Origin of the sequence: Methylocystis sp. (assembly GCF_050251305.1) — a bacterium.
Classification (GTDB): Bacteria; Pseudomonadota; Alphaproteobacteria; order Rhizobiales; family Beijerinckiaceae; genus Methylocystis.
In genome coordinates this window covers 55,570-74,828 of sequence record NZ_JBFWNB010000005.1, presented here as the reverse complement: position 1 = coordinate 74,828, position 19,259 = coordinate 55,570, and the positions used below count along the sequence as shown (strand labels likewise).

Sequence of the window (19,259 nt, the reverse complement as noted above, 5' to 3'; positions counted from 1 at the left end):
CGTCATGCGCGAACGCCGGGCAGCAGCGCGCGCAACGCGTCGATCGTGTCAGCGTCCTCGACCGGCTTGTCCTGCCGCCAGCGCAACATGCGGGGAAATCGGACGGCGACGCCGCTCTTGTGGCGATTGCTCGGACTGATCCCTTCGAAGCCGAGCTCGAAAACCATCGTCGGGCGCACGCTGCGCACAGGGCCGAAGTTTTCGATCGTCGTCTTTCTGATGGTCGCGTCGACCCTGCGCATCTCCTCGTCCGAAAGCCCGGAATAGGCCTTGGCGAAGGGCAACAGAATGCGGTCGGTCTGCTCCGGCGGCCCGCTCCACACAGCAAAAGTATAATCGCTGTAGACGCCGGAGCGTCGTCCATGGCCGCGCGCCGCATAGATCAGCACGGCGTCGACACTCATCGGATCGAGTTTCCACTTCCACCATAGATTGGCGCCGCTCTTCTGGCGGCCGACGCCATAAGGCGCGGCCATCGCCTTCAGCATCATGCCTTCCACGCCGCGCGCCCGCGCCTCCTCGCGCCGCCGCGCGAAGCGTTCCCAGTCGGGCTGGGTCAGCGCTGGGCTGAGCCGTAACGGCAGATCGGCGCCGACCTGCGTCGCGGAATAATGCGCGCGCGATACGACGTCTTCCAGCAGCGCGCGCCGCTCGCGCTGCGACTTCTCGCGCAGATCGTGGCCGTCTTTCTCGAGCAGGTCATAAGCGATCAGCGCCACCGGCCGCTCGCGCAGCATTTTTGCGGTGAGAAGCTTGCGTCCCAAACGCTGCTGCAACTCCGAAAAAGGCCGCAGGTCGTTGAGATCGTCCGGCGCGCAACGCGGGGCGGAGTCGGACGCGACCACGACGAGTTCGCCGTCGAACACGATATCGTCCGGCAGAAAATCGACGAGCGCGGCAAGCTCCGGAAAACTGTCGCTGACAAGCTCTTCGCCGCGCGACCACAGCCACCACGCGCCGGCGCGATGGATGAACTGCGCGCGTATGCCGTCGAATTTCCATTCGACGAGCCAATCGTCGACAGGGCCGAGCAGGTCCGGAAAGGCGGACAATGGCGCCTGCAGCGGATGCGCGAGAAAGAACGGGTAGGGCTGGCCGCGCAGAGGCCGTCCGTCTTCCGCCGTCTCGGCCGGCGCAACGAGCGCGACGAAATCTTGCGCCTGTGGCGTGCGGTTCGCCTGCGTATAGCCCATCATCCGCTGCGCGACATGCTTGGCGTCAAGCTGCGTGGCCTCGGCGATCGCCTGCGTCATTTGCAGTTTCGACACGCCGATGCGCAACCCGCCGGTGACCAGCTTGAAGAACGGCAAGCGGTCCCCGGACGGCATGGCGTAGATCCAGTCGCGCAGCGCCGACAGCCGCGCCGCTTCATCAATCTCGCGCAACGGCAAAAGCCGCGCGTTCATCCACACGTCGAGCGGAACGTCTTCGCCGCGGGTCGGCGGCGGCAGCAGAAGCGCCAGCGTCTCGGCGAGATCGCCGACGCTGTGGTAGCACTCGTCAACGAGCCACTCGGGCAGGCCGGTCGCCTCCAGCGTGAACTGGCGCAGGAGCTTGGTCGAGATCATCTGGCGCGGCTTGCCGCCGGCGAGGAAATAGACGATCCAGGCGGCGCTGGCGTATTGCGCCGGATCGCCGACCGCGACGCGCAGATAGTCGACCAGCGCCTGTCTCTTATGCTGCGTCGAGGTCGCGGCGTCGATGCGCCGGTAGAGCGTGGCGAAGGTCCTCATGCGCGGTCAGCGTCGGCCTCGCCGGTCGGGTCAGCCTCACCTTCCTCGTCGCCATATTCGGTGGCCAGCGGCCGCGCGTCATATCCCTTCTCGCGCAGATAGCGCGAGAGCGCTTCCCCGCTTCCGTGCGTGACAAGAACCCGCTCGGCGCCAGTCGCGGCGATCGCCTGCAGCAGCCCCGGCCAGTCGGCGTGATCCGAAAGCGCGAAGCCCTGATCCACTCCGCGACGTCGACGATTGCCGCGCAGCTGCATCCAGCCGCTGGCGAAGGCGTCGGCATGCGCGCCGAACCGCTTGATCCATGGACTCTCGATCGCCGAAGGCGGCGCAAGCGCGAAGCATCGCGCCACCGACGATTTGTCGAGCGCCGCAACATTCACGGTCGGCGGCAGCGCGACGCCGAGATCGCGATGGATCTGATTGAGCGGTTCGATCGCCCCGTGGCAGACGATCGGCCCGACGCTGGCGTCGAGATGTCTGAGCAAGCGCTGCGCCTTGCCGAGCCCATAGGCCTGCATGACGCTCGCCCGCCCCGCGCGCGCATTTTCCGCCCACCATGCGTTGACGTCGGCCATGACTTCGGCCTGCGGGCGCCAACGATAGATCGGAAGGCCGAAGGTCGATTCGGTGATGAAAACGTCGCATTGAACAGGTTCAAAAGGCGTGGAAACCCCATCCGCCTCGAGCTTGTAGTCGCCGGAAGCGACCCATGTTTCGCCGCGATGTTCGATGCGCGCCTGCGCCGAGCCAAGGACATGGCCCGCCGGATGCAACGAAAGCCGCACGCCGCCGATGTCGCGGATTTCGCCGTAGCGCAGCGTCTCGATGCGCACGTCGCCAAGCCGCTTGCGCAGGATCGGCGCGCAATCCTCGTGACAGAGATAGGCGCCACTGCCCCATCGCGCGTGATCGGCATGGCCATGCGTTATCACCGCCAGGGCGGCCGGGCGCCAGGGATCGATGTGGAAGTGTCCTGCGGGACAGTAGAGTCCCTCTGCGGCGGGAACGATCAGATCCTGATTCATTTCGTTGAAGGCATGATAACCTCGCCGGGCGGCGGTCAATCCCCGACAGCATAGATAGGGATTCGATCGGATCTCTTCACCTCAGTCCTCGATCGCCGGGGATTGCGCTTCGAACGCTCAGCGTCGCAAGGGAAATCCTTGATTGATTGCAAAGCTTGCGCTCCCCTATATGATTCCCGCCGATAAGATCGTCCGCCCGTCGCCGGGCTCACTCACGCTGAAGTGGAGCGTCGAATGCCTCTAGGGGTCGATTTCATCCTCGAAGCGCTGGCGTGCGAAGGACTCGACCATCTGTTCATGGTCCCCGGCGGGCTCGTCGATCCTTTTCTGCCGGCGTTCGGACGGCAGACGGCGCTCACCCCGATCGTCGCCGCGCAAGAAGGCGGCGCCGCCTATATGGCCGACGGCTATGCGCGGGCGAGCGGAAATTTCGGGGCCGCGCTCTGCATCGGCGGACCGGGCCTCGCCAATACCGTCACAGCGGTCGCGACCGCGCAGTCCGACGGTTCGCCGCTTCTGTTGATGAGCGGCGAAGTGGCGACGGTCCTCGAAGGCTTGGGCGTCTTTCAGGATGCGAGCCCGCAGACGCTGGACGACGTCGCGATCATGAAACCGCTGACGCGCTATTCCTCTTCGATCGACAATCCGAAGAATATGCCGCATCTCATTCAGCATGCGCTGCTGCAGCTTCGCACACGGCCCGCTGCGCCGGTGCATCTCTCATTGCCGGGCGACTGCCTGGCCGCAGAGCTTTCCGTCAGCCATTCTCCGATCGATCGCGCGCTGGTCGACTACAATGCTCTGTCGATCGCCTCAGCCGAATCGTCGCTTCGACATTTTTCGGGCGACTCCACGGGCCAACCGCCGGTGAAAGTGGCGATTCTCGCCGGCGCCGGCGTCGAGCATGCGAACGCCGCCAGCGCGCTGAAAGAGTTCGCCGAGCTCTGGCAGATTCCCGTCGCGACGACGCTGCGCGGCAAAGGGGTCTTTCCGGAGGACCATCCGCTTTCGCTCGGCGTCTTTGGCTATGCCGGGACGCACCATGCCCGCGCCGCGCTGATCGACCCGTCCCTCGATTTGCTGATCATACTGGGATCGGGACTGAACGAGCGCGACACGATGCATTGGGCGCTGCAGGTGAAGCCCAATGCGGCGATCTGCGTGAATTTGCTGCCCTCGGCGATCGGCACGCACGTCCAGGACGGCGGCATCGTCGGAAGCTGCGGCGCCTATCTTCGCTATCTGCTCGATCACAGCGATCGGCTGCTCGGCGCGCTGGAACCGACAATCGTCCAGCGTGTGAACTGGGTCTCGGAGATTCGCGCCATGCCGCGACTGCAAGACCCCGAAAATTGCGAGAGCGACGCCGTTCCAATTCATCCGGCGCGCGTCGTCAGCGAGCTGCGAAAGGCGTTCCCGCGCGATGGCGTTCTGGTGGTGGATTCCGGCGCGCATCGCGCGTTCGCCGGGCATTATTGGGAGGCGTTCGAACCGAGAACCTATGTTTCCGCCACCAATCTCGGCCCGATGGGCTGGGCGATCGGCGCCGCGATCGGCGTGCAATGCGCGCAACCGAGCCGGCGCGTGGCGGTCATCACCGGCGACGGCTGCATGCGCATGGGCGGCATGGAGATCGCGACCGCTGCGCGCTATCAACTGCCAGTGATCTATGTCGTCATCAACAATGCGGCGCTCGGCAATGTCTGGTTGCGCGCGCATGGACTCGGCCCCATGCCCGACGAACTGACCAGATTGCCGGATCACGACTGGGCCGGTTTCGCGCGCGCTTTGGGCTCTCGCGCCGAAAGCGTTCATGCGCCTGGCGATCTTGCCGGCGCCTTCGAGAGCGCCTTGCAGGGGAAAGGCCCCTGCCTCATCGACGTCAAAGCCGACAAGGCCTTCACGACGCCGGTGAAGGATTGGGCGGAGGCGATTGCCGCCTACTCCTACCACGAGTGAGAGAACGCCAATGGCTCAGCTGCCTTTCGATCCTTCAACGTTGTCGCCGGCCGATCGCGCGCGCTACGATCGCATGGTCGACCGGCGAAAAGCGCAAGGCGCAGGTTTCGGCGGGCCCTACGCCGCTCTGATGAACCATCCGCAGCTTTGCGAAAAAATCGAAGATCTCGGCTATTATCTGAAGTTTCAGGGTCACCTGCCGCGGGACGTCTATCAATTTGTCGTGTTGTTCGTGTCGCGTCGGACCGGCGCAGCCTTCGAATGGGTCGACCACATTCATCACGCCGAAGCGGCTGGAGTTCCGTCCTCACTCATCGGCGCGCTGCAAAGAGGCGAGGACCTGGGCCCCGTCGCAGCGCCGCCCTATGATTTCGTCGTCCAAGCGCTCGAGTCGACGCTGTCATGGAAAAACATTCCGCAGCCCGTTCAGGATAAAGCCATCAAGGCGTTCGGCGTCGAAGGCTTCGTCGAACTCGTCGTCTTGTCCGGCTTTTATCAAATGTTTTCGTCGATCAACGAAGGCTTCGACGTCGCTTTGCCGCCGGGCGTGGAGACGCCGTTCAAGTGACAGGCCGACGTTCCGCCGTTCAGGGAACATTGGCCGTTCCCGTTGAGTTTACCTCTCCGGCGAACCGCCGCGCTTACCGGTGCTCAACTTGCAGACGCAGACCCTCCAGGATCAGCCGCCGCTCGAACCCTCGCTCGATCTCCAGAGACTGACGTCCTGGGCGATCGTCGGCATCTTCGTGCTGATGCTCGCCGTGTCGCTGAACCTCGCCCGAACCCTGTTGGTGCCGATCGTTTCAGCGGGCGTGCTCGCCTTCATGCTCGGTCCCTGGGCAAGCGCGATGCGACGCTGGGGCGTCCCGCCCGGCGTCTTCGCGGCGGCGATCGTCTTCGCCGCATTGTTGATCATTCACGCAGCGCTTGCTCAGGGTTCGGCAATAGCCCTCGATTGGATTGGCCGCGCGCCTGAACTGCTCGACTCGTTCAGCGACAAGCTGCGATCCGCCTTCGGTCCGGCGTTTTCGCTGGACCGGCTGCAAAACACATTCGCGCGAAGCGAGGGCGGGCCCTTTGACCCCGCCGCGGTGCTGGAATCGGCGATGAATTTTCTCACGCCCACCATTGGCGAGTTGATCGTATTCCTCGCGGCCTTGTTCTTTTCCTTCTCGGGACGAGAGCAGTTTCGGCGCTCTCTCGTTTTTTTCTTCGAGGAAAAGGAGATGCGGCTACGTACGCTGCGGCTCCTGAACGACATCGAGCGAGATCTCAAGAGCTATATCGCCGTAGTCGCGGGCATCAATCTGACGCTGGCGCTGATCGTGGCGGCGACCGCTTTTGCCGTTGGTCTGCCCAATCCCCTGCTCTGGGGAATCGTCGCCTTCGCGCTCGAATTCATCCCTTACGTCGGGCCGATCACAATCTATGCCGGGCTGTTTCTGGTCGGCTTCGCCACCTTCGGTTCAATCGCGCAGGCGCTCGTCGCGCCGCTGATTCTCCTCGTGGCCGATACGTTGGACTCCTACGTCGTGACGCCGAGCGTCGTCGGCAGGCGGCTGACGTTGAATCCCGGAGTGGTGTTCCTCGCGCTCGTGTTCTGGACATGGCTCTGGGGGCCGGTCGGCGCGGTCCTCGCGACGCCGCTGCTGATCGCCGGCACAGTCACGCTCAGCCATGTGTTCCCTCAACACGAAATTAACCTTCCCGAGTAGGCGTTTGCCCGAGCCTGCGAGGATCCGGCGAGGAACAATCAACCAATCTGGACGTTCAATATCCGTAGAGCGGGGCAATAACAGCGGAGAAGAGGACATGAGCGTAACATCGCAGGTCACGAACAAGGTTCACGAGGCGCAGGACGCCATCAGCAAAGCGTCGGCGAACGCCGCGGCGAGAGCGGCCGCCATTGCCGAGGATGTGAACGCCAGGGTTGACGAAACGATGGACAAGGCTGGCGCGGCGTTGACCACCGTGAGCGAGCAATCCCGGCAGGCCGCGGAGAAGGCCAAGTCAGCGGGCGAGGACGCCAAGACGACGGTCGAAGACGTCGTGCGTCAGCAGCCGATCGCAGCGCTTCTGTTGGCGGTGGCAGGCGGATTCCTGGTCGGCGCCATGTGGAAGGGCCGCAGCTAATCTCAAACGCAGCTCGTCAGGTCGCATCATGATACTGGATCCGGTGTTTCGAAAGGTTGACGAAAGCGTCGAGAACGCGACGCGCGGCGCGTCGCGGCTCGCCATCGTTTGGATCCTCTCGCTGCTTGCGCTCGGCTTTGCGACGGCCGCCGGGCACGGCTACGCAACCCGCATGTGGGGCGAGATTACTGGCAATCTCGTGATCGCCGGAGCCTTTCTGTTCGCGGCCTTCGTCGTTTACTTCGCGACGGCGAATAGACAAACGGGGCTTGGCGAGACCCAAGCTTCAACAACAGCCGAGCTGGAACACGGCGGCCTGTCGGCTCTGCCCTTCGCCGAACAGCTCTTGAACCCGGACGGAGATCTGATGCGTTCGCTCGGCGCTTCGATCACCGCAATGGCGCCGGCGGCCGCGAAAGCTGTCGCGCAACGCGTGACGCCGAACCTTCATCTGATCGCCGGCGCCGCCGTAGGGCTGATGGTCGCGTCAAAACTCGCGGAAAAGCTTGACAGCACGAAGACTCCGGAAACGTAATCAGAGTGCGGGCGCCCCGCCCGCAAGCGTAAGAGGTGTGCGTTGGCGCCGAGAGCGAACTGGAAGGGCTCTCTCAGGATTGCGGAGCTCGCCTGTCCGGTGGCGCTCTATTCCGCGACCTCGACATCCGACAGGATCGCGTTCCACACGATCAACCGAGCGACCGGCCATCGCGTCCGCCGGACCTTTGTCGACAGCGAGACGGGCGCGCCCGTCGAATCCGCCGATCAGGTCAAGGGCTACGAAGTCGACAAGAACGAATATGTCGTTCTCGAGCCGGAGGAGATCGCGCAGGCAAAGCCACAAAGCGATAAAGTCCTTACGATCGAATCTTTTTTGGACGGCGACGACATCGACGACGTTTATTTCGACAAGCCGTACTATCTGGCTCCCGCGCAGAGCGACGCGAACGAGCTGTTCGTTCTGATCCGCGACGGCATGCGCAAGAACAACGTCGCCGCCGTCGCCAAAGCCGTGTTGTTTCGACGCGCGCGCACAGTGCTGGTCAGCGCTTATGGCGACGGGCTTCTCGCAACCACGCTGAACTTCGACTACGAGGTGCGCTCGGCGCAGCAGGCGTTCGACGAGACGCCCGAAGTCAAAATTCAGGGCGAGATGCTTCAGCTCGCCAAACACATCATCGACACCAAGCGCGGCGTCTTTGATCCATCGACATTCGAAGATCGCTATGAGAAAGCCCTCGCCGAATTCGTGAAGGCGAAACTCGAAGGCAAACCGATTGCGACCCCGCGCAAGGCGCGGGAGGCCAAAGTCGTCAATCTGCTAGAGGCGCTGCGCGAAAGCGCCGCGCTCTCCGAGAAGAGCCGCGAATCTGCTTCCAGGAAGCGCGCGACGCCGCCGCGCAAGGGCAAAACCGCCGCAACGCGCCGGAAAGCGAGCTGACCTCGCATGTCGCTGGCCGACTATCGCAAGAAGCGCGACTTTTCGGCGACGCGAGAACCGCAAGGGCGAGGCGCTCGAAAGACCTGCAGCAGCTTCGTCATCCAGAAACATGCGGCGCGGCGGCTGCATTATGATCTTCGCCTGGAGATGGACGGCGTTCTGAAAAGCTGGGCCGTCACCAGAGGCCCGAGCCTCGTGCCGGGCGAAAAGCGGCTTGCCGTGCACGTCGAGGACCATCCTCTCGACTATCGCAATTTCGAAGGCGTCATTCCGAAGGGGCAGTATGGCGCGGGCGAAGTGATCGTTTGGGACAAGGGCGTCTGGATTCCGGAAGGCGACCCGCACAAAGCCTATGCGAAAGGCCATCTCGATTTCGAGCTGCGCGGCGAGAAGCTCCGTGGCCGTTGGCATCTCGTGCGCATGGCGCGAAAGCCGCGCGAGAAGCATGACAACTGGCTTCTGATCAAGAGCGACGACGCCTTCGCGCGGTCGCCAGAAGACGAAGACATTCTTGAAGAATCGCCGCAGTCGGTGAAGACGGGGCGAACGATCGGCGATGTCGTGGCCGATCCCGCGCCGCCCTCCCCGAACAAGGGCGCGAGGCCGAAACGCGCCGCCGCATCGCGGTCGGTCAAGACAAGCGCGCCAACGGAGCCGCCCGCGCGCGACATCGATCCGTCGCGCGTGAAGGGCGCAAGAAAGGCGCGGTTGCCGAACTTCGTTGCGCCGATGCAGGCCCGTCCCGGCGCCGCGCCGACGAGCAAGGCATGGGTTCACGAAATCAAATTTGACGGCTATCGCGTCCAGGCGCGGATCGAAGCGGGGCGCGTTCGGCTGCTCTCGCGCAGCGGCCTCGATTGGACGAAGAAATTTGGCGACGAGATCGTCGCGGCGCTGCGCGCTCTGCCTCTGGGCGCCGCGCTCATCGACGGCGAAATCGTTGTCGAGACGGGTTCAGGCGCTTCGGATTTCTCCGCGCTCCAGGCTGATCTGAGCGCGGGGCGCACCGATCGCTTCGTCTATTGGGCCTTCGATCTGCTTTACCTCGACGGCTATGATCTGCGCGCGGCGACATTGCTCGAACGCAAAGACGTTCTGGAACAACTTGTCAGCGATGTCGGCGACAAAATCCGCCTGAGCGGTCATTTCGAAGACAGCGGCGCGGTCGTGCTGTCGCATGCCTGTCGGCTCGGGCTCGAAGGGGTTGTGTCGAAGCTGCGGGATTCGCCTTACCGCTCCGGCAGGGTAAAGAGCTGGATCAAGGCGAAATGTTTCGCGCGTCAGGAATTCGTCATCGGCGGCTATACGCCTTCGACGGTGTCGCGACGCGCGATCGGCGCCCTGGCGCTTGGCGTCTACCAGAATGGCGTGCTCCGCCATGTCGGCCGCGTCGGCACGGGATTCACCGACGAAATGGCGCATGATCTTTTCAACCGGCTCGATCCCATGCGCATCGCCTCGAGTCCTTTCGGCGCCCGCCTGAGCGCCGAGGCCGCGCGCCATCTGCGCTATGTGCGTCCTGAGCTCGTGGCGGAGGTCGAATTTCGCGGCTGGACGGCCGATCACGTTCTTCGGCACGCCTCCTTTCGCGGTCTGCGCGAAGACAAGGACGCGCGCGACGTCGTTCGCGAAAAAGCGCCGCGCGCCGAGCGCACCGCCGCGGCGCGAGCAGAGGGAAGCACGGTGAAGCTCACCCATCCCGATCGGCTCTATTGGCCCGATCAAGGCGTGACGAAGCAGGGCCTCGCCGATTACTACGCCGAGATCTGGCGCCATATCGCGCCCTTCATCGTCGATCGCCCGCTGGCGCTGCTGCGCTGTCCAAATGGCGTCGAGGGCGAGAAGTTCTTCCAGAAACACGCCTGGAAAGGCATCGATCCCAGCATCTTCCTCATCGACGACCCCAGGGAGACGGAAGAAGAGTCGTTGCTCAGCATCAGGGATCTCGATGGACTGATTGCGCTGGTTCAATCCGCGGCTCTGGAAATTCACCCCTGGGGCTCGACGGCGTCGGACTGGGAACGTCCCGACGTCATCGTCATGGATCTCGATCCCGGCGAACAGGTCGCATGGGAGTCCGTCATTGCGGCGGCGCAAGAAACGCGGGATCGTCTCCAGGAGTTCGGACTCGCGGCATTCGTCAAGACATCCGGCGGAAAGGGGCTCCATGTCATGGCGCCCCTGACGCCCAAGGCGGAATGGCCGCAGGTGAAGGCGTTCACGAAAAGCGTCGCCGACGCCATGGCCAAGGACAGTCCGGGCAAATTCGTCGCGACGATCGCGAAGTCCAAGCGCCACGGCAAGATACTCGTCGACTATCTGCGCAATCAGCGCGGCGCGACGGCTGTCGCGCCATATTCGACGCGCGCCCGTCCCGGCGCGGCGGTGTCAGTCCCGCTCGCCTGGGACGAGCTCAGTCCGGCGATTGGGCCCGACTATTTCACGATCGTGAAAACCCTGGCGCGTCTCGACTCGCTAAAGAGCGATCCCTGGGCGGATTTTCGTCAAGCGGGGGCGCCGATCGAAACGCCGAAACCGCGCAGGACGAAAAAGGCCTAACGGCGCTTCGGGCTGCGCTTGTCCGCATCGATGCTCTTGCGCAGCGCATCCATGATGTTGACGACATTGCTCAGCGTCGCGGGCGATTGTTTTTTGCCGCGCGCCGGCCTGTGCTCTTTCTTCTTTTCGGAAATGATGTCGAGCAATTGCTCCTGAACCGGATCGCGAGTCATCACGGGGTCCCAATGGCTCTTGCGTTCCTCGATCAATTTCGAAATCAGGCCGAGGGCTTTCGCGCTCGGCGGCGCGGCAAGCGCTTCGTCGAAATACGCCTTGGCGTCACGCACTTCATCGGCGAAACGCAGCGTCCAGAGCACGAGTCCCTTGTCGCGCGGCTCGATCATCACGGCGCGCTCGCGCCGATACATCACCAGTCGCGACAGGCCGACCGTGCAGGTCGCTTTCATGGCGTCGCGAATGACCGAAAAGGCCTCGACTCCGATCGGATCGTCGGGAACGAGATAATGCGGCTTATCGAACCAGATCCAATCGACGCTCGCCGCCGGCGCGAATGTGTCGATATCGATCGTTCGCGTGCTGTCCAGACTCAAGGCGTCGAGCTCTTCGTCTTCGAGCAGCACATATTCATCCTCGCTGCGCGGATAGCCCTTCGCCGCGTCGTCTTCGCCAATCGGCGCGCCGCTGACCGAGTCTACATATTGGCTGACGACCCGATTGCCGGTGTTTCGATTCAGGATATGGAAACGCAGTTTTTCGCCTTCTGTGACAGCCGGCGTCATCGCGACCGGACAGGTCACGAGCGAGAGTTTCAAATAGCCTTTCCAGAAGGACCGCGGCGCCATTCCCCATTCCTCTCAGTAGGGGAAACTCTCACATAACGCTTGAGGAAGCGCATCGTTCCGCTTGCGCCTCAGCGCGACTTCAGCGTCTCGGTTCTGAAAACGAAAGACAGATGGCGTCAAAAAAAGATTGCCTGTCGTAGCGACAGGCAATCACCGGTGAGTCAATGTCGGTTGCGCAGCCAATCTTCGATTTCCGCGCGCCTGGGTTCGCGCACATAGATGCGCCGCTGGCGAAGTTCGTCATGATCTTGAATAAAAAACAGCATCCTGGCGAACGCGCCGCAGACTTCATGAATAAACTGTCGCCAGTTCACTCCAACTTTGGGTTTCGAACTCATTTCGCTCTCCTATCATCGGAGACGGGTAAGAAGAAAACTCTCGCTTCTAGAGAATGTTCCAAAGTCGATGGCCAGGCGCTGACGCAAGTTCTGTTGGATGCGTGGGGCGAATGACGAGCGTGGCGTGCCTGACCCGAGGGGCCGCGCAACAAAAAAGCCCGAACCTAAAGGTTCGGGCTGAGGCGCCAAGGAGAACGCGTCGCTCGAGAACTGCGACGCGCCAAAACTCGATCTAGTTCAGGGTCTTCAGCCAGCTGTCGACCTCTTCGCGAATCCGATCCCGGCCTTCGCCGTAGCGCTCCTGGAGAATGCCCTCGAACTGCTCGCGCTTGCCGTCCATGCGCGCGAGATCATCGTCGGTCAGCTTGCCCCATTGCTCGCGCACCTTGCCCGAGAACTGTTTCCAGTTGCCTTCGATGCGATTCCAATCCATCACGATTCTCCCAAGGTTAAGAAGCGCTCCATGCCCACAAAACGCGGGCGGAGCCGTCCTGTTCCAGACCTTGGCGTTTAAGAATCGTGATGGCTCGCACGGCGCCGTCAGACCAAGTCGATCGTCAGGCTGCGGCGCCGCAGCACTTCTTGAACTTTTTTCCCGAACCGCAGGGACAGGGATCATTGCGGCCGGCCTGCTTGCCCTTCACGATCGGCGCATTCTTGCGATTGGCTTCTTCAAGGAAATACCAGCGGCCATCCTCCGCGTCGTGGCGGAACAAGGATCGCTCGCGATGCGCATAGCGCTCGCCTTCGCTGGTGAAATGCGCAACGAATTCGACATAGCCCGTCGCGTCGCCGGGCAGTCCCTGCTCCACGGACATGATCTCAAGTCCGTGCCATTGCGAATTGCGCGACCAATGCGTGATCGCCTTGCGATCGAAATCGTACCGCGATTCCGGCGCGAGCGAATCGACGAGATAGTCGATGTCGCCGACGACGAAGGCGGTGTACCGCGAGCGCATCAGCGCTTCGGCGCTCGGCGCCGGCGACCGTTGTTCGATATAGGGGGCGCAGCACGCCGCGTAGGAAAGCTGTTGCGCGTCCATGGCGCGGCAGGGGCAGGTCTGATCGGTCATCGCTCGGTCGGCGTAAGAAGTATCGCGCGGTCGCTGCGCCTAGGCTTTCAGACCTAGGCGACGAAAGCGGCGGCGTCCAATGTTTTTGCGGCTTCGCTTTTCGCGCCGCGGTTCGGCGCAAGCCCCGAACATGCGTCAGCCGTCGGCGCCGCCCTCGCCCGGACGCAATCCGGAAGCGGCCGCGCCGGCCCGATGTCTCAGGCGCCGCACCGCCTCGATCGCGATCGGATCAAGTCCGGCGCCGCCGTGATCGACATGCGAGATGATCGCCTCGCGCATGCGAGGGTCCCAGAACTTCTTCAAATGATCCGTCATGCTCGCGACGCCTTCGGGATGCTTCTGCGCCACGAAGAACTTGCCGATCTGGTTAGCCATTTTGACGAGCTTATCGACCGAATCATGCGACATGTGCGGAAACCTGTTCGAGAATGCGTCCTGGATGGGTGAAGATTTCAAAGTCTCGGCCGCGCATGATCGCCACGAGAGTCATGCCGCAGTGCTGCGCGCTGCGCACGGCGAGCGCGGTCGGCGCCGAGACGGCGGCGATGATCGGCGCGCCCATGCGCGCAGCCTTTTGCACGAGTTCGACGGAGACGCGGCTCGTCATCAGCACCACGCCTTGCGTCGCTGCGATCGCCTGACGCGTCAGCGCGCCGGCAAGCTTGTCGAGGGCGTTGTGGCGGCCGACGTCTTCACGCGCGATCAGCGCGCCCGAGGCCGGATTCCAGAAGGCGGCCGCGTGGATCGCGCGCGTCTCCTGATTATACGTTTGTATCGCCGGCAGCCGCTCCATTGCCTCGATCAACGCCTCGGCGCGCACCGAGAGCGTCGTGTCCAGCATCGGCAGCGCGCGCGTCGCCGCCTCCAGACTCTCGATGCCGCAGAGTCCGCAGCCGGTCGGACCCGCCATCGAACGGCGGCGTTCCGCGTAGGCTTCCTGGCGCCCGCCCTTGAGCCAGGCGCGCAGCTCGATCCCCGCTTCGGAGACGACGATCTCGACGTCGCCGGCCTGTTCCGGCGAATCGATGAGCCCTTCGGTCAGCGCAAAGCCGATCGCAAAATCTTCGAGGTCCGCCGGCGTCGCCATCATCACCGCATGCGTGGAGCCGCCATAGGTGAAGGCGATCGGCGTCTCTTCAGGGATCACGCGAGAAGAACGCGCCGTCACATCGTGACGGCGCGCCAGGCATTCCACCCGAAGAGTCGGCGACGGCGTTCCTGTCATTCCGCCGCGTCGATTGCGCTCGCGATGCGGCGGCTCTGCGCCGTCAGCTCGCGATACTGATGCTGCCATTCGGTCGGCCCGTTCGACGTCGAGACCTGCACCGCCGTGACCTTGTATTCCGGACAATTCGTCGCCCAGTCCGAATTGTCGGTGGTGACGACATTGGCCTGAGTGGCCGGGTGGTGGAACGTCGTATAGACGACGCCCGGCGCCACGCGATCGGTGATCTTGGCGCGCAGCGTCGTTTCGCCGGCGCGGCTCGCCACCTTCACCCAGTCGCCGTCGCGCACGCCGCGATCCTCGGCGTCATGCGGATGGATCTCGAGGATGTCCTCAGGATGCCACTGGCTGTTCTCGGTGCGTCGCGTCTGCGCGCCGACATTGTATTGCGACAGGATGCGGCCGGTGGTGAGCAGCAACGGGAAACGCGGCCCCACCTTCTCGTCGGTCGGGACATATTCGGTGATGACGAATTTGCCCTTGCCGCGCGCAAAGCCGTTGATGTGCATGATCGGCATGCCGTCCGGCGAATCGGCGTTGACCGGCCATTGCAGCGAACCGGCTTCGTCGAGGCGCTTGAACGACACGCCGGCGAAGGACGGCGTCAGCCGCGCGATTTCGTCCATGATCTGGCTGGCGTCGGTGTAATTCCAATCCAGCCCGAGCTTGTTGGCGAGCAGCTGGGTGACTTCCCAGTCAGCGTAGCCGTTCTTGGGCGACATCACCTTGGTGACGCGCTGGATACGCCGCTCGGCGTTGGTGAAGGTGCCGTCCTTCTCGAGGAAGGTCGCGCCGGGCAGGAAGACATGCGCATAATTCGCCGTCTCGACCAGGAAGAGGTCCTGAACGATGACGATGTCCATATTCGAAAGCGCGCGCGACACATGGCGCGTATCGGGGTCGGACTGCAGAATGTCTTCGCCCTGGACGTAGAGCCCCTTGAAGGTTCCCTCGATCGCCGCGTCGAACATATTCGGGATGCGCAGACCCGGCTCCGGATCGAGGGACACGCCCCAATCCTTCTCGAAAGTCTCGCGCGCCGCTTCGTTGGAGATGTGGCGATAGCCGGGCAGTTCATGCGGGAACGAGCCCATGTCGCAGGAGCCCTGCACATTGTTCTGCCCGCGCAGCGGATTGACGCCGACGCCGCGGCGGCCGAGGTTGCCGGTCGCCATGGCGAGGTTGGCGATGCCCATGACCGTCGTCGAGCCCTGCGCATGCTCGGTGACGCCGAGGCCGTAATAGATCGCCGCGTTGCCGCCCGTGGCGTATAGCCGCGCAGCGCCGCGAACGTCGGCGGCCGGGACGCCCAGCACGCTTTCCAGCGCCTCGGGACTGTTCTTCGGCAGCGAAACGAATTCCGCCCAATCCTGATATTCGTCCCAGTCGCAGCGCGACTTCACGAAATCGAGGTTGACGAGATTTTCCGTCACGATGACATGCGCGAGCGCCGTGATCATCGCGACATTGGTGCCGGGCTTGAGCGGCAGATGAAAATCCGCCTCAATGTGCGGCGACTTCACGAGGTCGATGCGGCGCGGATCGATGACGATCAGCTTCGCGCCCTCGCGCAGACGCTTCTTCATGCGCGAACCGAACACCGGATGCGCGTCGGTCGGATTGGCTCCCATGACGAGAATGACGTCGGCGTCGTCGACCGAGTCGAAATCCTGCGTGCCGGCCGACGTGCCGAAGGCCTGCGCCAGGCCATAGCCCGTCGGCGAATGACAGACGCGCGCGCAGGTGTCGGTGTTGTTGTTGCGGAAGCCCTGGCGGGCGAGCTTCTGAACGAGGAAGCTTTCCTCATTCGTGCAGCGCGATGAGGTGATCACGCCAACGGAGTTCTTGCCGTATTTCTCCTGCGCGGCCCTCAGCCGGTCGGCGGCGAAGCCGATCGCTTCGTCCCAGGAGACGACGCGCCAGGGCTGATCAATCGACTCGCGGATCATCGGATCGAGAATACGGTCGCCGTGATGCGCGTAGCCGTAGGCGAAGCGGCCCTTGATGCAGCTGTGGCCGTGGTTGGCCTTGCCGTCCTTCCAGGGCACCATGCGGACGACTTCCTCGCCGCGCATCTCCGCCTTGAAGGTGCAGCCGACGCCGCAATAGGCGCAGGTCGTCACTTCGGAATGTTCGGGCTGGCCCACGGCGATGACCGACTTCTCGATCAGCGTCGCGGTCGGGCAGGCCTGAACGCAGGCGCCGCAGGACACGCATTCCGATTCCATGAAGGCTTCGTCCATGCCGGGCGAAACCCGCGAGTCGAAGCCGCGGCCGGAAATCGTCAGGGCGAAGGTGCCCTGCACTTCCTCGCAGGCCCGCACGCAGCGGTTGCAGACGATGCACTTCGACGGGTCGTAGCTGAAATAGGGGTTCGACTCGTCTTTCGGCTTCCAGTTGAAATTCGCGTCGCCGCTGTTGCGGGCGAAGACGTGATTGGCGCCGTCATAGCCGTAGCGCACGTCGCGCAGGCCCACCGCGCCGGCCATGTCCTGCAGTTCGCAGTCGCCGTTGGCGGCGCAGGTCAGACAGTCGAGCGGATGGTCCGAAATATAGAGCTCCATCACGCCGCGGCGGATGGCGGCGAGGCGCGGCGTCTGGGTCTTGACCGAGATGCCCGGCGCGACCGGCGTGGTGCAGGAGGCCGGCGTGCCGTTACGGCCCTCGATCTCGATGACGCACAGTCGGCAGGAGCCGAAGGATTTGATGCTGTCGGTGGCGCAGAGCTTGGGGATTTCGGTGTCGACCTCCATCGCCGCGCGCATGATGGACGTGCCCTCGGGCACGGTGACGCTCTTCCCGTCGATGGTCAGCGTAACCAGTTTCTCGGATTTTGATTCGGGCGTGCCGTAATCGATTTCCTTGATAAGCGTCATGGCTGCTACCTCACTCAGCGGCTTCAAGGGCCGGCTTGTGGAAGTCCTCGGGAAAATGTCGAAGCGCGCTCTCGACCGGATAGGGCGCAAAACCGCCCAATGCACAGAGCGAGCCAAACTTCATGGTGTGGCAGAGATCCTTCAGGAGCTCGATATTCGCCTCGACGTTCTGGCCGTCGCGAATTTTGTCGATCGTCTCGACGCCGCGCGTCGATCCGATCCTACAGGGCGTGCATTTGCCGCAGCTTTCGATCGCGCAGAACTCCATGCCGAAGCGCGCCATCCAGGCCATGTCGACGGTGTCGTCGAATACGACGATGCCGCCATGGCCGATGAGGCTGTCCTTCGCGGCGAAGGCCTCATAGTCGATCGGAAGGTCGAAAAGCGACACAGGCACATAGGCCCCGAGCGGGCCGCCGACCTGAACCGCCCGGATGGGCCGACCCGAGCGGGTGCCGCCGGCGATCTCGATGACGACCGTGCCGAGCGGAATGCCGAAATCCGTCTCGAAGAGGCCGCCATATTTGACGTTGCCGGCGATCTGCAGCGGCATGGTGCCGCGAGAGCGGCCGACGCCGAGATCCGCGTAATGCTGGGCGCCTTTCTCCATGATCATCGGCACCGTCGCCATGGACAGCACGTTGTTGATGACCGTGGGCTTGCCGAAGAGGCCGACATGGGCCGGAAGCGGCGGCTTGGCGCGAACGATGCCGCGCTTGCCCTCGAGAGATTCGAGCAGCGAGGTCTCCTCGCCGCACACATAGGCCCCGGCGCCGATGCGCTGTTCGATGTCGAAGTCGAACCCCGAGCCCTTGATGTTCTTGCCGAGCCAGCCGGCCTCATGCGCCTTCTCGATCGCGGCCTGGAAGACCTTGGCGACAATTGGATATTCGGAGCGCAGATAGATATAGCCCTTGGAGGCGCCGACCGCGTATCCGCAAATGAGCATGCCTTCGATCAGCGAAAGCGGATCGCCCTCCATGATCATGCGGTCGGCGAAGGTGCCGGAATCGCCCTCGTCGGCGTTGACGACCACATATTTCTGGCCGGGCGGACAGTCCGCCACCGTCTTCCATTTGATGCCGGTCGGAAAGCCGGCGCCGCCGCGGCCGCGCAGGCCCGACTTGGTGACTTCCTCAACGACCGCCGCAGGCCCGATCTCAAAGGCGCGCTTAAGGCCCTTGAATCCGTCATGCGCCTCATATTCGGCGACCGACAGCGGATCGATCACGCCGCAGCGCACGAAGGTGACGCGATTCTGCTTCTTCATCCAGGGATGTTCGTCGACGATCCCGACGCAGAGCGCATGCGCGCCGCCGGCGAGGAAGCCGGCGTCGAACAGCGACGCGACGTCGCTGACCTTGGCCGGGCCGTAACCGACACGGCCCGCGGGAGTCTCCACCTCGATCAGGGGCTCGAGCCAGAGCATTCCACGCGAGCCGTTTCTCACGATCTCGATATTTTCGCCGCGCGCCGCAGCCTCCTGCGCGACGGCGGCGGCCAATTTGTCGGCGCCCATCGCGACGGCGGCCATGTCCAGCGGAATATAAACCTTCGCCATCAGTCGCGCGCCTCCGCGGCGAGTTCATCAAGTTTTTCGGCGTCCACGCAGCCGATCGGCGCGTCGTCGTAAAGCGCCGAAGGGCTGTGGGCGCACAGGCCCAGACAATAGACCGGCTCGACGGTCAGGCCGCCGTCCGGCGTCGTTCCGCCCCAGTCGAGCTTCAGCTTGTCGAGAAAGGCCCGCGCCTGTCGCTCCGCGCCCATCGACTGGCAGGATTCCGCGCGGCAGATCTTCAGGATATGGCGCCCGTGCGGGGCGCGATGGAAGTCGTGGTAAAAGGTCACGACGCCATGCATTTCGGCGCGCGAAATATTGAGCGCCTCGGCCAATTCTTTAACGGCGGCGTCCGGCACATAGCCGAATTCTTTCTGAAACGCGTGCAGAATGGGCATCGCGGGTCCCTCGAGACCCATGTGGGCGGCGATGATTTCCCGCGCGCGCTCGTCGCTATACTGAGCAGCGCCAGCCATTTCTTCCCTTTCAGTCTGGGCGTTGCGCACAGGCGGCCGCCCTTTTTAGATTAATTCCGAGGA

The 19,259-nt window shown here is 63.5% G+C and carries 18 protein-coding genes; 8 read left to right on the top strand and 10 right to left on the bottom strand.

Going from position 1 to position 19,259, the window contains the following annotated elements:
- Window positions 1–2: 2 nt before the first annotated feature.
- Window positions 3–1,733: an ATP-dependent DNA ligase gene (locus tag AB7F41_RS03215; protein ID WP_428382267.1), complete on the bottom strand. Its 1,731-nt coding sequence runs from the start codon at window positions 1,731–1,733 to the stop codon at window positions 3–5.
- On the bottom strand, window positions 1,730–2,758 hold the full coding sequence (locus AB7F41_RS03210) for a ligase-associated DNA damage response exonuclease (protein WP_428382269.1): 1,029 nt from the start codon (window positions 2,756–2,758) through the stop codon (window positions 1,730–1,732). Before AB7F41_RS03210 ends, AB7F41_RS03215 begins: the two co-directional genes overlap by 4 nt.
- Window positions 2,759–2,992: 234 nt before the next feature.
- Here AB7F41_RS03210 and AB7F41_RS03205 point away from each other — a divergent pair, with 234 nt between their 5' ends.
- From AB7F41_RS03205 to ligD, 7 genes are all read left to right on the top strand, one after another.
- Entirely contained in the window at window positions 2,993–4,717 is a 1,725-nt protein-coding gene (locus AB7F41_RS03205; RefSeq protein WP_428382271.1) for a thiamine pyrophosphate-binding protein, read from the top strand.
- 10 nt (window positions 4,718–4,727) lie between these two features.
- Window positions 4,728–5,285: a carboxymuconolactone decarboxylase gene (locus tag AB7F41_RS03200; RefSeq protein ID WP_428382273.1), complete on the top strand. Its 558-nt coding sequence runs from the start codon at window positions 4,728–4,730 to the stop codon at window positions 5,283–5,285.
- 79 nt (window positions 5,286–5,364) lie between these two features.
- Window positions 5,365–6,432: an AI-2E family transporter gene (locus AB7F41_RS03195; protein ID WP_428382275.1), complete on the top strand. Its 1,068-nt coding sequence runs from the start codon at window positions 5,365–5,367 to the stop codon at window positions 6,430–6,432.
- Between the two features lie 97 nt (window positions 6,433–6,529).
- Window positions 6,530–6,850, top strand: coding sequence for a hypothetical protein (locus AB7F41_RS03190; protein WP_428382277.1), 321 nt, complete (start codon window positions 6,530–6,532; stop codon window positions 6,848–6,850).
- Between the two features lie 43 nt (window positions 6,851–6,893).
- Window positions 6,894–7,385 (top strand): hypothetical protein, encoded by a 492-nt coding sequence (locus tag AB7F41_RS03185; RefSeq protein ID WP_428382278.1) that lies wholly within the window; start codon window positions 6,894–6,896, stop codon window positions 7,383–7,385.
- Window positions 7,386–7,427: 42 nt separating this feature from the next.
- Window positions 7,428–8,288 (top strand): Ku protein, encoded by an 861-nt coding sequence (locus AB7F41_RS03180; RefSeq protein ID WP_428382280.1) that lies wholly within the window; start codon window positions 7,428–7,430, stop codon window positions 8,286–8,288.
- A gap of 6 nt (window positions 8,289–8,294) precedes the next feature.
- A complete protein-coding gene (ligD, locus tag AB7F41_RS03175; protein ID WP_428382282.1) occupies window positions 8,295–10,847 on the top strand; it encodes a DNA ligase D in 2,553 nt (850 codons plus the stop codon).
- On the opposite strand, the gene AB7F41_RS03170 is transcribed toward ligD, so the two are convergent.
- Complete coding sequence (locus AB7F41_RS03170; RefSeq protein WP_428382283.1) at window positions 10,844–11,650, bottom strand: Ku protein; 807 nt, start codon at window positions 11,648–11,650, stop codon at window positions 10,844–10,846. The genes ligD and AB7F41_RS03170 overlap by 4 nt on opposite strands.
- A 164-nt stretch (window positions 11,651–11,814) precedes the next feature.
- Here AB7F41_RS03170 and AB7F41_RS03165 point away from each other — a divergent pair, with 164 nt between their 5' ends.
- A complete protein-coding gene (locus tag AB7F41_RS03165; protein ID WP_428382285.1) occupies window positions 11,815–12,102 on the top strand; it encodes a hypothetical protein in 288 nt (95 codons plus the stop codon).
- A gap of 118 nt (window positions 12,103–12,220) precedes the next feature.
- Here the strand turns inward: AB7F41_RS03165 and AB7F41_RS03160 are convergent, their stop codons facing one another.
- The 7 genes from AB7F41_RS03160 to AB7F41_RS03130 form a co-directional block, all read right to left on the bottom strand.
- Window positions 12,221–12,421 carry a CsbD family protein gene (locus tag AB7F41_RS03160; RefSeq protein WP_428382287.1) on the bottom strand — a complete coding sequence of 67 codons (201 nt, stop codon included), beginning with the start codon at window positions 12,419–12,421 and terminating at the stop codon, window positions 12,221–12,223.
- 124 nt (window positions 12,422–12,545) lie between these two features.
- Window positions 12,546–13,061, bottom strand: a complete 516-nt coding sequence (locus AB7F41_RS03155) for a YchJ family protein (protein WP_428382289.1) — start codon at window positions 13,059–13,061, stop codon at window positions 12,546–12,548.
- A 135-nt stretch (window positions 13,062–13,196) separates the two neighbouring features.
- Window positions 13,197–13,469: a formate dehydrogenase subunit delta gene (locus tag AB7F41_RS03150; RefSeq protein ID WP_428382291.1), complete on the bottom strand. Its 273-nt coding sequence runs from the start codon at window positions 13,467–13,469 to the stop codon at window positions 13,197–13,199.
- Window positions 13,459–14,286, bottom strand: a complete 828-nt coding sequence (fdhD, locus tag AB7F41_RS03145; RefSeq protein ID WP_428382293.1) for a formate dehydrogenase accessory sulfurtransferase FdhD — start codon at window positions 14,284–14,286, stop codon at window positions 13,459–13,461. Before fdhD ends, AB7F41_RS03150 begins: the two co-directional genes overlap by 11 nt.
- Window positions 14,283–17,162, bottom strand: a complete 2,880-nt coding sequence (fdhF, locus tag AB7F41_RS03140) for a formate dehydrogenase subunit alpha (RefSeq protein WP_428382294.1) — start codon at window positions 17,160–17,162, stop codon at window positions 14,283–14,285. The genes fdhD and fdhF overlap by 4 nt, the downstream gene beginning before the upstream one ends.
- Before the next feature lie 10 nt (window positions 17,163–17,172).
- On the bottom strand, window positions 17,173–18,723 hold the full coding sequence (locus AB7F41_RS03135) for a formate dehydrogenase beta subunit (protein ID WP_428382296.1): 1,551 nt from the start codon (window positions 18,721–18,723) through the stop codon (window positions 17,173–17,175).
- A complete protein-coding gene (locus AB7F41_RS03130; protein ID WP_428382298.1) occupies window positions 18,723–19,196 on the bottom strand; it encodes a formate dehydrogenase subunit gamma in 474 nt (157 codons plus the stop codon). Before AB7F41_RS03130 ends, AB7F41_RS03135 begins: the two co-directional genes overlap by 1 nt.
- Window positions 19,197–19,259 lie beyond the last annotated feature (63 nt).